The sequence below is a fragment of the Jannaschia sp. R86511 genome (assembly GCF_042466345.1).
Lineage (GTDB): Bacteria > Actinomycetota > Actinomycetes > Actinomycetales > JBBAYJ01 > Aquipuribacter.
Window position 1 is genome coordinate 3382553 of sequence record NZ_JAXHCD010000001.1, and the last position, 15653, is coordinate 3398205.

11 protein-coding genes and 2 pseudogenes are annotated in these 15653 nt (G+C 75.0%); 2 read left to right on the forward strand and 11 right to left on the reverse strand.

The window, feature by feature from the left end; all coding sequences use genetic code 11:
- Window positions 1-83: 83 nt before the first annotated feature.
- The 7 genes from SJY06_RS15805 to SJY06_RS15835 all read right to left on the reverse strand — a co-directional run bounded on the left by SJY06_RS15805 (window position 84) and on the right by SJY06_RS15835 (window position 8151).
- Window positions 84-941 (reverse strand): shikimate dehydrogenase, encoded by an 858-nt coding sequence (locus tag SJY06_RS15805; RefSeq protein ID WP_380168496.1) that lies wholly within the window; start codon window positions 939-941, stop codon window positions 84-86.
- On the reverse strand, window positions 934-2685 hold the full coding sequence (gene mltG / locus SJY06_RS15810; RefSeq protein ID WP_380168497.1) for an endolytic transglycosylase MltG: 1752 nt from the start codon (window positions 2683-2685) through the stop codon (window positions 934-936). Before mltG ends, SJY06_RS15805 begins: the two co-directional genes overlap by 8 nt.
- Window positions 2682-3185 (reverse strand): Holliday junction resolvase RuvX, encoded by a 504-nt coding sequence (gene ruvX / locus SJY06_RS15815; RefSeq protein ID WP_380168498.1) that lies wholly within the window; start codon window positions 3183-3185, stop codon window positions 2682-2684. The genes mltG and ruvX overlap by 4 nt, the downstream gene beginning before the upstream one ends.
- Window positions 3186-3189: 4 nt before the next feature.
- Window positions 3190-5913: an alanine--tRNA ligase gene (alaS, locus tag SJY06_RS15820; RefSeq protein WP_380168499.1), complete on the reverse strand. Its 2724-nt coding sequence runs from the start codon at window positions 5911-5913 to the stop codon at window positions 3190-3192.
- Window positions 5914-6012: 99 nt separating this feature from the next.
- On the reverse strand, window positions 6013-6363 hold the full coding sequence (locus SJY06_RS15825; RefSeq protein WP_380168500.1) for a hypothetical protein: 351 nt from the start codon (window positions 6361-6363) through the stop codon (window positions 6013-6015).
- Window positions 6360-6737 carry a DUF948 domain-containing protein gene (locus tag SJY06_RS15830; protein WP_380168501.1) on the reverse strand — a complete coding sequence of 126 codons (378 nt, stop codon included), beginning with the start codon at window positions 6735-6737 and terminating at the stop codon, window positions 6360-6362. Before SJY06_RS15830 ends, SJY06_RS15825 begins: the two co-directional genes overlap by 4 nt.
- Window positions 6738-6747: 10 nt before the next feature.
- Window positions 6748-8151: a replication-associated recombination protein A gene (locus tag SJY06_RS15835; protein WP_380168502.1), complete on the reverse strand. Its 1404-nt coding sequence runs from the start codon at window positions 8149-8151 to the stop codon at window positions 6748-6750.
- 78 nt (window positions 8152-8229) lie between these two features.
- On the opposite strand from SJY06_RS15835, the gene SJY06_RS15840 reads away from it, so the two are divergent.
- Window positions 8230-10419 (forward strand): MMPL family transporter, encoded by a 2190-nt coding sequence (locus SJY06_RS15840; RefSeq protein WP_380168503.1) that lies wholly within the window; start codon window positions 8230-8232, stop codon window positions 10417-10419.
- 394 nt (window positions 10420-10813) lie between these two features.
- Window positions 10814-11233: a GNAT family N-acetyltransferase gene (locus SJY06_RS15845; RefSeq protein ID WP_380168504.1), complete on the forward strand. Its 420-nt coding sequence runs from the start codon at window positions 10814-10816 to the stop codon at window positions 11231-11233.
- A gap of 128 nt (window positions 11234-11361) precedes the next feature.
- On the opposite strand, the gene aspS is transcribed toward SJY06_RS15845, so the two are convergent.
- From aspS to SJY06_RS15865, 4 genes and pseudogenes are all read right to left on the reverse strand, one after another.
- Window positions 11362-13179, reverse strand: a complete 1818-nt coding sequence (gene aspS, locus SJY06_RS15850) for an aspartate--tRNA ligase (RefSeq protein WP_380169721.1) — start codon at window positions 13177-13179, stop codon at window positions 11362-11364.
- Between the two features lie 44 nt (window positions 13180-13223).
- Window positions 13224-13547, reverse strand: coding sequence for a hypothetical protein (locus SJY06_RS15855; protein WP_380169751.1), 324 nt, complete (start codon window positions 13545-13547; stop codon window positions 13224-13226).
- Window positions 13548-13602: 55 nt separating this feature from the next.
- Window positions 13603-13845: pseudogene (locus tag SJY06_RS15860) on the reverse strand (NUDIX domain-containing protein); the annotation flags it as partial.
- 187 nt (window positions 13846-14032) lie between these two features.
- Window positions 14033-15652: pseudogene (locus SJY06_RS15865) on the reverse strand (CTP synthase); the annotation flags it as partial.
- Window position 15653: the final 1 nt, after the last annotated feature.

A 15653-nucleotide genomic window follows, 5' to 3' on the forward strand; every position in this document is an offset into this window, starting at 1 on the left:
GGCTCACCCGGGTCCCGCCGGGCAGGCCAGGGAGGAGGGTCATGCGGGTCAGTTCGGCGCGACCGGGCCCCGCCTTGACGCCGTCAGGAGATCTCGGGCCGGACCTCCGCCAGCGCCACCCGCATGGGCGCACCCGGGGCCGGCCGCCCCGTCATGAGCCGGACCTGCTCCGCGGCCTGGTGCAGCAGCATGAGCGACCCCGGGGCCACCGCTCCCCCGGCCGCGCCCCAGGCCGCCGCCAGCCGGCTCGGCCAGGGGTCGTAGGCGACGTCCAGCAGGGTGCCGGTGACGACGCCGGGCAGCACGGCGGCCACCGCGTCGGCGCTGCCGGCCGGGGTGGTCGACACGACCACGTCGGCGGCGGCCAGCGCGGCGGCCAGACCGGTCCGGTCCGGCCAGGGCTGCAGGTCCACGGCGCTGCCGCAGCGCTCGGCGGCGGCCAGCACCGCCCCGGCCCGCGCGCGGTCGCGGACGTGCACGACGGGCACCGGGCAGCCCAGCCGGCGCAGCGCGAGCACCGTGGAGGCTGCCGTCGCGCCACCGCCCAGGACGTGGGCCACGGCGACCGTGCCGTCCGGTCCGGCGCCGGCCTCGCGCAGGGCCGCGAGGATGCCGGCCACGTCGGTGTTGGCCCCCGACCGGTGGCCGTCGCGCAGCAGCAGCGTGTTGCACGCGCCCGTCACGGCGACCGTGTCGTCGACCTCGTCCAGCAGGGGCAGCACGGCCTGCTTGAGCGGCATGGTCAGCGACAGGCCCGCCCACTCCGGGCCCAGTCCGGCCACGAAGCGCGCCAGCTCCGGCTCGTCGACGTCGACCGCGTCGTAGCGCCACCCGGTCAGGCCCAGGGCGCGGTAGGCCGCCCGGTGCAGCAGCGGCGACAGCGAGTGCCGCACCGGGTGCCCGAGCACCGCGGCCCGGCGGTCGTCGCCCGGCTCAGCCACAGATCAGCGAGCCGTCGTCCGCCGTGTTCTCGCGCTGCCACGCGTTGAGCACCTGCACGTTGGCCTGGTGCTCCTCGAAGGTCTCGGCGAACGCGGTCTCCCCCGTGCACAGGTCCACCGTGACGAAGTACAGCCACGGCCCGGGAGTGGGCGACACCACGGCCTCGATGGCCTGCCGGCCCGGCGACTTGATCGGTCCCGGCGGCAGCCCGGGGAACCGGTAGGTGTTGTACGGCGAGTCCGAGTCGCGCTGCTCGGCCGTCGTGCGGGTGTCGAAGGTCTGCGTGGCGTAGTTCACGGTCGAGTCCAGGCCCAGCGGCTGGTCGATCGCCAACCGGTTGTCCACCACCTGCGCCACCCGGCCGAAGTCCTCGTCCAGGCGGGCCTCGCCCTGCACCAGGCTGGCCTTGGTCAGCACCTCGAGCTGGTCCTCCGGGGCCACGCCCAGCTCGGCCAGCACCTCCTGGCCCCGCGCGATCATCGTGTCGACGACCTCCTGCGCCGTCGGGTCGTCGCCGAACTGGTAGCCGTCGGGGTACAGGAAGCCCTCGGCCGGGTCGACGACGCCCTCGGCGCCGGCCGCGGGGGGCAGCTCGGCGGCGGCCACGGCCGCCTCCAGGTCGGCCAGCGGTAGCCCGGTGCCCTCGGCGAGGCGCTCCAGGGCCTGGTCCACCCGCAGCCCCTCGGCCACGACCACGGTGTTGGTCTCCCGGTTGGCCGGGTCCACCAGCGCGGCGACGGCGTCGGCGGCCGGCAGCTGCTGGGCCACCGTGTAGGTGCCGGGCTGGACCGACGTGAAGCGCGGGTCGGCGTTGGCGGCCTCCACGAACGCCTCCACGCTGGCCACCACCCCGGCGTCCAGCAGCGTCTGGCCCATCTCGCGGCCCGTGTCGCCGGGGGCCACGACCACCTCGACCGAGCCCGTGCCGCTGCCCTCGAAGTCCTCGGCCCCGGCGAACAGCTCGACGCCCTGGATGTCCGCGATCACCGGGCGCAGGCCCTGGTAGGCGAACCAGCCGGCCACCCCGACCACGCCGACGGTCATCACCAGCGCCAGCAGCCCGACCCAGCGGGGCCGGCGGCGGGGCGGCGGCGCGAACGCGGCCGTGCTGACGTAGCCGTCGCTGACCGGGTCGCCGAAGGCGTCGTCGTGGTGCGGCTCGTCGAAGTGGTGCTCGGCGTACGGCGCGGCGCCGGCGTAGGCGGGCTCGTGCGCGTAGTCGTGCACCGGCTCGTGCGCGTGGTCGTGGACCGGTTCCGCCGCGGGCTCGTGGGCGTGCTCCGCGTGGTCGTGCGCGTGGGCGTCGGGGTGCTCCGCGTGGTCCGGGGCGTACCCCGGCGCGTGGTCGTACGGGTGCTCCGCGTGGTCCGGGGCGTACCCCGGCGCGTGGTCGTACGGGTGCTCCGCGTGGTCCTGCGCGTGCTCCGTCGCGTGCGCGTCGGGCCCCTGGTCGTGGGTGTGGTCCTGAACCGGCCCCGGCGCGGGGTCCCGGGACTCGTAGGCCCGGACCGTCGGCTCGTACGCCTGGCCGTGACCCGGCTCGGGGGCGTACTGGTCGAACGGCTGGTCCGCGGCGGGCGTGACGGGCACGGCGCCGGGGGCCGCAGCCACCCCGCCCCGCGCGCGCTCGGCCTCGATGCGGGCTGCGCGGCGCGGGCTGGTGCGGCGCAGCTGGTCGAGGTCGGCGTCGGTGGTGGCGCCGTCGCCGGACGTGGGGCTGCCACCGGGGTCCCGGTAGGTCATTCGTCGCTCCTGTCGGCCGTCCCCGTGGGTGGTACGGGTTCCCCGAGTGCTGCGGTGCTCCCCGGGCTGCCTGCTCCCCCGCTCCCCGTCTCGGCGTCGAGCACCGTCTGGAGCAGGATCGCGGCGGCCGTCCTGTCCACCACCGTACGGTGCCGTCGGCCCGGACGCCCTGCGGCGTGCAGGACCTGGTGCGCCGACGTGGTCGTCAGCCGCTCGTCGACGAGCAGCACGGGCAGCGGGGCCAGGGCGTCGGCCAGGGTCTGCGTGAACGCCCGCACGGCCGTCGCCGCGGGCCCCTCCCGCCCGGACAGCCCGACCGGCAGCCCGACCACGACGTCGTCGACCTCGCGCTCGAGCGCGATGGCGGCCAGCGCCCGCAGGTCGGAGCCGTCCTTCGCCCGGGCCACGGTGTCCAGCGGCACCGCCACCGCGCGGCGGGGGTCGCTCACGGCGACCCCGATCCGCACGCTGCCGACGTCTACGGCCAGGCGGGCACCCACGCGATCAGGCCCCGACCGTCCCGGACACCTCGCGCCGGACGGCCGCCAGGGCCTGCTCGACCGCGCCCGGGTCGGTCCCGCCGCCCTGGGCCAGGTCCGGCTTGCCGCCGCCCCCGCCGCCGAGTACCCCGGCCGCGACCTTGACCAGCGCCCCGGCCGCGACCCCGGCCTCGCGAGCCGCCTCGTTGGTGGCGATCACCACGAGCGGGCGGCCCTTGGCCACCGCGGTCAGGGCCACGACCGCCGACGTCGCACCCAGCCGCTGCCGCACGTCCAGGACGAGCGAGCGCACGTCGTCGCCGCCGACCTCGCCGACGTGGGCCGCGACGAACCGGGTGCCGGCCAGGTCCTCGGCCTGCGCGGCCAGGGTCGGGGCGGCCGCCAGCACCTTCTCGCCCTGGAGGCGCTGCAGCTCCTTCTCGGCCTCGCGCAGCCGGGTGACGATCTGCTCGACGCGCTCGGGCACCTCGTCCGGGCGGACCTTGAGGGCGTCGGTGACGCTGGCCAGCAGCACGTGCTCCCGCGCCAGGTGGGCGTAGGCGTCCACGCCGACCAGGGCCTCGACCCGCCGCACGCCGGCGCCGATGCTGGCCTCGCCCAGCAGCGTGACCACGCCCAGCTGGCCGGAGCGTTCGACGTGGGTGCCGCCGCACAGCTCGCGGGCCCAGTCGCCGACCGACACCACGCGGACTGCGTCGCCGTACTTCTCGCCGAACAGGGCCATCGCGCCCGCGGCGCGGGCCTGCTCCTGGGTCATGACCTCGGCGGTGACCTCGAGGTCGTCCGCCAGCAGCGTGTTGACCCGCTGCTCGACGTCGCGCAGCACCGTCGGCGGGACCGGCCCGGAGGAGCTGAAGTCGAACCGGAACCGGCCGGGCGCGTTCTCCGAGCCGGCCTGGGTCGCGGTCTCCCCCAGGGCCTCGCGGATGGCCTTGTGAACCATGTGCGTGGCGGTGTGGGCGCGGCTGATGGACCGGCGCCGCTCCAGGTCGACCTCGGCGCGCACGCCGTCGCCCACCACGACCTCGCCGCCGGTGACCCGGCCGCGGTGCACGATCAGGCCCGTGATGGGGCTCTGCACGTCGACCACGTCGACGCTCGCCCCCGAGGACGTCCGCACGGTGCCCGCGTCGGGCAGCTGGCCGCCGCCCTCGGCGTAGAACGGGGTGCGGTCCAGGACCAGCTCGACGTCGGCGCCCTCGGTGGCCGCGGGGACGGACGCGCCGTCCACCAGCAGGCCGACCACGGTGGCGTCCCTGGTGGTGGTGTCGTAGCCGGTGAACGTGACGGGCCCGCCCGCCCCGTCGGCCACCGCGCGGTAGACGCTGGTGTCGACCCCGCCGGTCTTCTTGGCCCGGGCGTCCGCGCGGGCGCGTTCGCGCTGCTCGCCCATGAGCCGCCGGAACCCGTCGGCGTCGACGGCCAGGCCCTGCTCGGCCGCCATCTCCAGCGTCAGGTCGATCGGGAAGCCGTAGGTGTCGTGCAGCGCGAAGGCCTCCTTCGCGGACACCGACCGGCGACCCTGCGCCCGGGTGCCGTCGGCCGCCGCGGTGAACCGGGCGGTGCCGGAGTCCAGCGTGCGCCGGAAGGCGTCCTCCTCGGCGTAGGCGATGGTGGAGATCCGGCCGAAGTCGGCGCGCAGCTCGGGGTAGGAGCGGCTCATCCGCTCCATGCTGACCGGCAGCAGCTCGGGCAGCACGGGCGTCTGCACGCCCAGCAGCCGCATCGCGCGCACGGCCCGACGGACCAGGCGACGCAGCACGTAGCCGGCACCCTCGTTGCCGGGGCGGACGCCGTCACCGATGAGCATGAGCGCGCTGCGGACGTGGTCGGCGACCACGCGCAGGCGGACGTCGGTCTCGTGCGCCGCCGCCTGCTCGGGCGTGCCGTCGGTCGCGTCGTGCCCGTCCACGGTGCCGGCGCCGTAGGTGACGCCGGCCAGCGCGGCCGCGCGGTCCAGCACGGGGCGGACCTCGTCGATCTCGTACATGTTCTCGACGCCCTGCAGCAGCAGCGCGACGCGCTCCAGGCCCATGCCGGTGTCGATGTTCTTGGAGGGCAGCTCGCCGAGGACGCGGAACTCCTCCTTGCTGCGGACCTGGTCGATCTCGTACTGCATGAACACGAGGTTCCAGACCTCGAGGTAGCGGTCCTCGTCGGCCACAGGGCCGCCGTCCACGCCGTAGGCCGGGCCGCGGTCGACGTAGATCTCCGAGCAGGGGCCGGCCGGGCCCGGCTGGCCGGTGGACCAGTAGTTGTCGGTGCGGCCGCGGCGCTGGATCCGCTCGGGCGGCAGCCCGGCGACCTCCTGCCACAGCCCGTACGCCTCGTCGTCCTCCTCGTAGACCGTGGCCCACAGGGTCTCCGGGTCGAAGCCGTACCCGCCGTCGTCCTGGCTGGTGGTGAGCAGGTCCCAGGCGAACCGGATCGCATCGGCCTTGAAGTAGTCGCCGAAGCTGAAGTTGCCGTTCATCTGGAAGAACGTGCCGTGGCGCGTCGTACGGCCGACCTCCTCGATGTCGAGGGTCCGGACGCACTTCTGCACGCTGGTCGCGCGGGAGTAGGGCGGGGTCTCCCGGCCGGTCAGGTACGGGATGAACGGCACCATGCCGGCCACGGTGAACAGCAGCGACGGGTCGGGCGAGACGAGCGAGGCGCTCGGCACCACGGTGTGGCCGCGCTGCTCGAAGAACGACAGCCACCGGCGGCGGATCTCGGCGGTCTCCATCTGGGGGTCCTCTCACGGGCCCGCTGGTCGCGGGCCGGGTGATCGTGCGGGGTGGTGCCGGGCGGGTGGTGCGGCGGGGTCGGCGTCGGGCCGGCGCGCTCAGCCGGCCCGTCGGTCCTCGTGGCGCTGCGTCGGGTGCTGCAGCAGGTCGCGGGCGTCGTCCGGGTCGATGCCGCCGGTCTCGACGTCCACGCCGAGGGCGCTGCGCAGCAGGTCCTCGCGCTCGGCCGCGTTCTCGCGCACGGCGGCGGCGAAGTCGGCGACGTTGTCGGCCAGCCGGCGCACCTGGCCGGTCAGCCCCTGCGACGCCTTGCTGCCCACGGCGCCGGCGAACCGGGCGCCGGCGTCGGCCACCGACTCCGGCGTGGCGCGGCGCAGCGAGGACGTGACCTTGCGGACCACGACGACGCCCACGACGGCGCCGGCGGCCGCCCAGAGGGCCCGGCTCACCGGGCCCGCCGTCCGGCCTTGCGCCCGCTGCGGGCGCCCGTGACGGCCTGGCGGACGCCGTAGGTGAACGCGGCGACCCGGATGATCGGGCTGCCCAGCGTCGCGGCGAACAGGGCGGTGAGCGCCGACACGTTCGTGGTGGTCGAGGCGACGTTGGTGGTGATCACGTCGACCTTGCCGAGCTGGGCGTTGGTCTGCTCGACCGTGGTCGTCACGCCCGCGATGAGCGGGGTGGTCTCGTTCGACAGGTTGCGGACGGTGATCCGCGCCTCGTCGATGAGCGAGCCGAGCTTGACCAGCGGCACGGCGAGCGCGCCGACGAGCAGCACGAACGCGATGGCCGCGATCAGCCCTGCGACATCTCCTGCAGACATGTCGGGGACCCTACCTGCTGGACCGGCGACCCAGCAGCGCCCGCAGCCGCTGCAGCCGCTCGCCCAGGCGGGCCTCCACCCCCCGGTCGGTGGGCCGGTAGTACTCCGCGTCGACGAGGTCGTCGGGCAGGTACTGCTGCGCGGCCACGCCGTGCTCCTCGTCGTGGGCGTAGCGGTAGCCCTGCCCGTGGCCGAGCTTCTGGGCGCCGCTGTAGTGGGCGTCACGCAGGTGCGCGGGCACCCCGACCCCCTTGCCGGCCCGGACGTCGGCGATCGCGGCGTCCACGGCCAGGTAGGCGGCGTTGGACTTGGGCGCGGTGGCCAGGTGGACCACGGCCTGGCCCAGCACGATGCGGGCCTCGGGCATGCCGATCAGGGCGACGGACTGGGCCGCGGCCACGGCGGTCTGCAGCGCCGACGGGTCGGCCATGCCGATGTCCTCCGACGCGCTGATCATCAACCGCCGGGCCACGAACCGGGGGTCCTCCCCCGCCTCGAGCATGCGCGCCAGGTAGTGCAGGGCGGCGTCCACGTCGCTGCCCCGCACCGACTTGATCAGCGCGCTGGCCACGTCGTAGTGCTGGTCGCCCTCCCGGTCGTAGCGGACCGCGGCCACGTCGACCGCCGCCTCGGCGTCGGCCAGCTCGACGACCACGGCCGTCGCATCATCCGTCGCGCCGTCCGTCGCGCCGTCCGTCGCGACGTCGCCCGCGTCGTCGGGCGCAGCGTGGGCGGTCCGGGCCAGGGCCGCCCCCGCCGCGGCCTCCAGGATCGTCAGCGCGCGCCGGGCGTCCCCGCCGGCCAGGCGCACCAGGTGCTCGCGGGCCTCCTGCGACAGCTCCACCCGGCCCGCCAGGCCACGCGGGTCGGTCAGCGCCCGGGCCAGCAGGCCGTCGATGTCGTCGTCGGTCAGGGGGCGCAGCGTCAGCACCAGCGAGCGCGACAGCAGCGGCGAGACGACCGAGAACGACGGGTTCTCCGTCGTCGCCGCGACCAGCGTCACCAGCCGGTTCTCCACCGCCGGCAGCAGGGCGTCCTGCTGGGAGCGGCTGAAGCGGTGGATCTCGTCGATGAAGAGCACCGTCTCGGCCTGCTCGAGCCCGTCCCGGGCGTGGCGGGCGTCGTCGATGACCGCGCGGACGTCCTTCACCCCGGCCGTCACCGCGGACAGCTCGCGGTAGCGACGGCCCGGGACCGAGGCCACCAGGTGGGCGATGCTGGTCTTGCCCACCCCCGGCGGGCCCCACAGCACGAGCGAGCTGGGCCCGATCCGGTCGGCCCCCGGGCGCGGCTCCACCAGCCGGCGCAGCGGTGAACCGGGGGCCAGCAGGTGCTGCTGGCCGACGAGCTCGTCGACCCGGCCGGGTCGCATCCGCACCGCGAGCGGCAGGGCGGGGTCTGGGGTGGCGTCCACTGCTGCCAACCTATCGGTGTGCGCCGTCATCACAGTCTGCTCGGTCGTCTCGGTGGCCTGGTCGGCCACCACCCTTGGGTGACCCTGGTGACCTGGCTGGCGGTCGCCCTCAGCGCGTTCACGCTGGCCGGCGGCGGGTTCGGCAACCAGTCCCTGTTCGACCGGCTGACCTCGGGCGAGCCCACGGTGCCGGGCGAGTCGCTGACCGCGACCGAGCTAGTCGCCGAGGCCTCCGAGTCCGGCGCGGTGCTGACCACGCTGCTGCGTGACGTGGACCCCGCCGACCCGGTCCTGGCCGAGCTGGTCGGGCAGGCCCGGGAGGACCTGGCCGCCGTGGCCGGGGTCCAGTCGGTCGCCGACCCGTTCGCGTTCGGGCCCGACGACCCGCGCGCCGGGGCCTACGTGTCGACCGGGGCCGACGCCGTGGTCGTCGTGGTGGTGCCGGCCGACGACATGGCCGAGGCCGACCTCGAGGCCACCGTGGCCCGCCTCGACCGGCTGGTCGCCGACGTCGAGGCCGACCTGCCCGGGACCTCCGGCACGGTCGGCGGGGTCGACCAGCTGGTCGAGGCCATCACCGGCCAGGTCGAGGAGGACCTGCGCAGCGGCGAGCTGATCGCCCTGCCGCTGTCCCTGGCGGTCATGGTGTTCGTGTTCGGCGGGTTCCTGGCCGCGGGCATCCCGATCGTCGGGGCGGTGGCGTCGGTCGCGGCCGCCCTGGCCAGCCTGCTGGGCTTCTCGTACCTGGTCGAGATCGACTCCTCCGTGGTCAGCATCCTCACGGTGCTGGGGCTCGGGCTGAGCATCGACTACGGCCTGCTGATCGTGTCCCGCTACCGCGAGGAGGCCCGCCGGGACCCGGCCGACCTGCCGGCCGACGCGCAGGTCCCCGGCCACCGGCACCGTCACAGCGCCCGCGAGCAGCGGGTCGACGCGCTGCGCCGGACCATGGCCACCGCCGGCCGGACGGTCATGTTCTCCGGCATCACGGTCGCCCTCAGCCTGTCGGGCCTGCTGCTGTTCGAGGCGTCGATCCTGCGCGCCGTGGGCGCGGCCGGGCTCAGCGTCGTGGTCGTCGCGCTGCTGGTCGCGCTGACCCTGGTCCCGGCCCTGCTGGCCGCGGGCGGGGACCGGCTGCTGCGCCCCGGCACGGTGCGCCGGGTCCCGGGGCTGCGACGCCTGTCGACGGCGTTCGGCGACGTCCCGCCCGAGACCGGGTTCTTCTCCGTCCTGGCCGCGTGGACCCAGCGCCGGCCCTGGCTGGTGGCGGTGGGGACCACGGCGGTCCTGGCCGTGCTCACGGTCCCGGCGCTGGACATGCAGCTGCGCTCGTCCGGCACGGCCCTGCTGCCCGCCGGCAACGAGCAGCGCGAGCTCTTCGACACCCTCGACGAGGACTTCCCCGCCCTGTCGGCGCCCGCCGTGACGGTGGTGCTGACCACGACCGACGAGGCGGTCGTCGCGGACCTGGTGCAGCAGGTCGAGGACCTGGACGACGTCGACGCGGTCCGCCCGCCGCGCCCGTCGGGCGACATCACCGTCGTCGACGTCGACCTGACCGTGCCGGACGCCTCGTCCGCACCGGCCCTGGCCGTCATCGAGCAGGTCCGCGCGCTGGACGTCGGGACGGAGACGTACGTGACGGGGCTGGCCGCGTCGTTGGACGACTTCACCGCCTCGCTGGTGCGCGACGCCCCGCTGGCGATCGGGGTGGTGGTCGCGGCCACGTTGGTCCTGCTGTTCCTGATGACCGGCTCGCTGCTGATCCCCGCCAAGGCGCTGGTCCTCAACGTGCTGTCGCTGGGCGCGTCCTTCGGCGTCCTCGTGCTCGTGTTCCAGGACGGCTGGGGCGAGGACCTGCTGGGCTTCACGTCCACCGGGGGCATAGAGGCGTTCATCCCGCCGCTGGTCCTGGCCCTGGGCTTCGGCCTGGCCATGGACTACGAGGTGTTCCTGCTGGCCCGGATCAAGGAGCTGCGCGACGCCGGGATGGCCAACGACGAGGCCGTGGCCGCCGGGCTGCAGCGCTCCGGGCGGATCATCACCTCGGCCGCGCTCATCATCGTCTTCGTGTTCGCGGGGTTCGTGACCGGCGAGCTGCTCATCATCAAGCAGACCGGCGTCGCCCTGGCCACCGCCGTGGCCATCGACGCCACGCTGGTCCGGATCCTGCTGGTGCCGGCGACCATGACGCTGCTGGGCGAGTGGAACTGGTGGGCGCCGCGGCCGCTGCGCCGGCTGCACGACCGGTTCGGGGTCAGCGAGTGACCCGGTCGCCCGGTGCGGCCGGCGCGACCGGTGCGGCGGGCGCGACCGGCGCAGCGGGCGCGACCGGCGCGGCGGGTGCGACCGGCGTTCCCGGTCGGGCGGTCGGCCGGGCCTGGACCGACGCCGTGCGCGCCTCGGGCCGGGACCCCTACGTCGTGCACCACCTGGCCCCGGCCGCGGTGCAGCAGGTGCGTGTGGGCGAGGGCTGGTGGGCCGTGCAGCACGCGCCCACGTCGTACTTCGCCCGGGGCGGCCTGCACGTCGGAGGCGACGTGGCCCGGGTCGGTGAGGTGGTCGAGGACCTCTGCCGGGCCCGCGCCCGCACGAGGTCACGGTCGACGCCCGTGTCCCGCTGCCCTTCGCCCACCCGGACAACGGCGCGCTCTGGCGCTGGGTGGCCACCACCCGCCCGCTGCCGGCGGTGCCGGGCGAGGACCGGCTGACCTGGGACCCGGACCCGGCCGCCGTCGACGCCCTGCTCGACGAGGCCAACCCGGACGCCTACGTCCGACCGGGCCGTCCCGGGGGGCTGGCCTGGGCGGCGGTCCCCGGGCCCGACGGCCGGCTGCTGGCCTGCGGGGCCGCGTCGTACCACCGGCCGGGGGTGCCGCACCTGGCCTCGATCGCGGTGTCGCCGTCGGCCCGGCGCCAGGGCCTCGGCGCCGCCCTGACCGTGGGCATGACGCGGCACCTGCTGCGCACCGCCCCGGCGGTCAGCCTGGCGCTGTGGTCGGGCAACACCGTGGCGAGGGCGCTGTACGAACGGATCGGGTTCGCCACCGGCCACGACTACGCCACCCGTGAGCTCACCTGACCGTCCACAGTGCCCCCGTCCCGCCCTCCGGCCCGCCGACCCTGGGGTTGGCAGTCGGCACGGTCGTGATCCGGGCCCCGGAGGCGGTCGATCCCGACACTTCCGGCTGCCAACCCCCGGGGGACGGGTCAGGCCTGGGGCGCGGGCTCCGGCTTGGCGTCGATGCCGGCCTCCTTGCGCTGGAGGGCGCTGATGGGGGCCGGCGCGCCGGTCAGCGGGTCGTGGCCGCCGCCGGACTTGGGGAACGCGATGACCTCGCGCAGGGACTCGGCCCCGGCCAGCAGCATGACGATCCGGTCCCAGCCGAACGCGATCCCGCCGTGGGGCGGGGCGCCGAACTTGAACGCGTCGAGCAGGAACCCGAACTTCTCCTGCGCGGCGTCGGCGTCGATCCCCATGATCCGGAACACCCGCTCCTGCACGTCGCGGCGGTGGATACGGATGGACCCGCCGCCGATCTCGTTGCCGTTGCAGACGATGTCGTAGGCGTAGGCGAGTGCGCGGCCCGGCTCGGTGTCGAACGTGTCGAGGAACTCGGGCTTGGGCGAGGTGAAGGCGTGGTGCACGGCCGTCCACTCCCCCGCGCCGACCGCGACGTCGCCTGCGGCGGTGGCCGAGGCGGACGACTCGAACATCGGCGCGTCGACGACCCAGACGAAGGACCAGGCCTTGCCGCCGGGCGCCGCGGCGTCGGCCGCGTCGATCAGGCCCGTGCGGCGGGCGATCTCGACCCGCGCCGCACCGAGCAGGGCCCGGGCCTCCGACGCGGGGCCGGCGCCGAAGAAGATGCAGTCGCCGACCGAGGCGCCGACGTGGGCGACGAGGCCCTCGCGCTCGGCCTCGGACAGGTTCTTGGCCACGGGGCCGCCCAGGGTGCCGTCCTCCGCGACGAGCACGTAGGCCAGGCCCTTGGCGCCGCGCTGCTTGGCCCACTCCTGCCAGGCGTCGAGCACCTTGCGGGGCTGCCCGGCACCGCCGGGCATGACAACGGCGCCGACGTGCCCGCCGGTGGCCTTCTGCTGGAACACCCGGAACGGGGTGTCGGCGAAGTAGTCGGTGCAGTCGACCAGCTCCAGGCCGAAGCGCAGGTCGGGCTTGTCCGAGCCGTAGCGGGCCATCGCGTCGGCGTAGGTCATCCGCGGGACCTCACCGACCTCGTGGCCGACCAGCGACCACAGCGCGCGCAGCACGTCCTCGCCGACCGCGATGACGTCGTCCTGCTCGACGAAGCTCATCTCGACGTCGAGCTGGGTGAACTCCGGCTGCCGGTCGGCGCGGAAGTCCTCGTCGCGGTAGCAGCGGGCGATCTGGTAGTACCGCTCGAGCCCGCCGACCATCAGCAGCTGCTTGAACAGCTGGGGGCTCTGGGGCAGCGCGTAGAACGAGCCGGGCGCCAGGCGGGCCGGCACGACGAAGTCGCGGGCGCCCTCGGGCGTGGACCGGGTCAGGGTCGGCGTCTCGACCTCGACGAAACCCTGGGCGTCCAGGACGGTGCGGGCGGCCTTGTTGACCTCGCTGCGCAGCCGCATCGCGGCGGCGGGGCCGGGGCGGCGCAGGTCGAGGTAGCGGTGACGCAGCCGGGCCTCCTCACCCACCTCGACGTGCTCGTCCACCTGGAACGGCAGCGGGTCGGCCGGGCTCAGCACCTCGAGCTCGTCGACGTCGACCTCGACCTCGCCCGTCGGCAGCGCCGGGTTCTCGTTGCCCTCGGGGCGGCGGCGCACCGTGCCGGACACCTTGACGCAGTACTCGTTGCGCAGCTCGTGGGCGCCGGAGGACTCGATCGTCTCGTCCCGCACGACCACCTGCACGACGCCCGAGGCGTCCCGCAGGTCGATGAACGCGACGCCGCCGTGGTCGCGACGGCGCGCGACCCAACCGGTCAGGGTGACGGCGGTGCCGGTCGTGGCGGCGCTCAGGGCGCCGGCCGTGTGGGTGCGAAGCACGGGGTGGACCTCTGTCTTCTCGGGGCTGACGGGCTCCGGGGAGTCTAGGTGCTCAGCGCGTCGCTGCCGCGCGGGACGGGACGGCGGGTGGGGTGCATCGGCCACGGGCTGTCGACGGGGCGCAGGGTCGACCAGCCGGCCCGGCGGGCGGCGTCGGCCGCCAGCACGGCGATCACGGCACCCGGGTTCTGCACCCGTCCGGCCAGGACGTCGGCCACGGCCTCGGCCAGAGGCACCCAGGCCGTGATGATGCCGGCCTCCTCGTGCTCGCGGGTGAACCGCTCGGCCTCGGGCACCAGCTCGACGTCGCGGGCCAGGAAGACGCGCTGCGCCTCGTCCGAGCCGCCCGGGGAGTTGAGGAAGTCCACGAGCAGGTCGTAGCGGCCGGCCCGCAGGTCGACCTCCTCCCAGAAGCTCGCGCGCCGCGGCCAGCACCGGCTCCTCGCCGTCCAGGTCGAGCAGGCCGGCGGGCAGCTCCCACAGGTCGTGGCGCACCGGGTGGCGGTACTGCCGCAGCAGCAGGACCCGCTCCTGGTCGTCCAGGGCGAGCACGCTGACCGCGCCGGGGTGCTCGAGGTACTGCCGACGGACGGTGGAGTGCTCCTCGCCGTCACGGCCCTCGGGCGGCTCCAGCAGGAAGTCGTCGGCGACGACGTCCCACTTCATGCCGTCGACGAGCCGCTCGCGCCGGACGACCGGCCGCGGGGCGTACCGGTCGGCGGGCACCTCAGGCCCCCGCGCGGGTGGCGGCGGCGACCGGGGCCGAGTCGTCGGCGACCTTCTCCGGTCGCTCGTCGCCGTGGTCCGGGTCCAGGTCGGTCTCGTCCAGGTCGAGCCGCTCCTCGGCCTGCCGCTGCAGCGCCGCGGCGACGAGGCCGGCGAAGAGCGGGTGGGCCCGGGTCGGCCGGGACCGGAACTCCGGGTGGGCCTGCGTGCCGACGTAGAACGGGTGGACCTCGCGGGGCAGCTCGACGAACTCCACCAGCGCCCCGTCCGGGCTGGTGCCGGAGAACACCAGGCCGGCCTCGGCGAGCCGGCCGCGGTAGGCGTTGTTGACCTCGTACCGGTGCCGGTGCCGCTCCACGCAGGTGGTGGCGTCGTAGACGCCCGCCACGACGCTGCCCTCCGCCAGCCGGGCCGTGTAGGACCCCAGCCGCATGGTGCCGCCCAGGTCGCCGCCGCCGGCCACGATGTCCTGCTGCTCGGCCATGGTCGCCACGACCGGGTGCGTGGTGTCCGGGTCGAACTCCGAGCTGCTCGCGTCCTCGAGGCCCAGCACGGTGCGGGCGTACTCGATGACCATGCTCTGCAGGCCCAGGCACAGTCCCAGGGTCGGCACCCGGTTCTCCCGCGCCCAGCGCAGCGTGCCGAGCTTGCCCTCGATGCCGCGGATGCCGAACCCGCCGGGAACGCAGACCGCGTCCACGCCCTCCAGCGCGCGCCGCGCACCCTCGGGGGTGTCGCAGCTGTCCGAGGGCACCCAGCGCAGCCGGACCCGGGCGTCGTTGGCGAAGCCGCCGGCCCGCAGCGCCTCGGTCACCGACAGGTAGGCGTCGGGCAGGTCGGTGTACTTGCCGACCAGCGCGACCTCGACCTCGTGGGCGGGGTGGTGGACCGTGCGCAGCAGCTCGTCCCACTGCGTCCAGTCGACGTCCCGGAACGGCAGGCCCAGGCGGCGCACCACGTAGGCGTCCAGGCCCTCGGAGTGCAGCACCTTGGGGATGTCGTAGATGGACGGTGCGTCGATGGCGGCGACGACACCCTCGAGGTCGACGTCGCAGGAGTTGGCGATCTTGCGCTTGACCGAGTCGGGGATGTGGCGGTCGGCGCGGCACACGATGGCGTCGGGCTGGATGCCGATGCTGCGCAGGGCCGCCACGGAGTGCTGGGTCGGCTTGGTCTTCTGCTCCCCCGACGGGCCGATGAACGGCACCAGGGAGACGTGGACGAAGAACACGTCGTCGCGGCCGACGTCCTGGCGTACCTGGCGGGCGGCCTCGAGGAAGGGCAGGGACTCGATGTCGCCGACCGTGCCGCCGATCTCGGTGATGATGACGTCGACGTCGGAGCCGGCCTTGGCCCGCATCCGGGCCTTGATCTCGTCGGTGATGTGCGGGATGACCTGGACGGTGTCGCCCAGGTACTCCCCGCGCCGCTCCTTGGCGATGACGGCCGAGTACACCTGCCCGGTCGTCACGTTGGCTGCGGCGTCCAGGTCGATGTCGAGGAACCGCTCGTAGTGCCCGATGTCCAGGTCGGTCTCGGCGCCGTCCTCGGTGACGTACACCTCGCCGTGCTGGAACGGGTTCATGGTGCCGGGGTCGACGTTGAGGTAGGGGTCCAGCTTCTGCATGACCACCCGCATGCCCCTGGCCCGCAGGAGCCGGCCCAGGCTCGAGGCGGTCAGCCCCTTGCCGAGGGACGAGGCGACGCCCCCGGTGACGAATATCTGCTGAGTGACCGCGCGCTGCACC

Excerpts from the sequence above, each read along its gene's own strand:
- mltG (WP_380168497.1), bottom strand. The coding sequence starts at position 2,685 with ATGACCTACCGGGACCCCGGTGGCAGCCCCACGTCCGGCGACGGCGCC.
- alaS (WP_380168499.1), bottom strand. The coding sequence starts at position 5,913 with ATGGAGACCGCCGAGATCCGCCGCCGGTGGCTGTCGTTCTTCGAGCAG.
- SJY06_RS15830 (WP_380168501.1), bottom strand. The coding sequence starts at position 6,737 with ATGTCTGCAGGAGATGTCGCAGGGCTGATCGCGGCCATCGCGTTCGTG.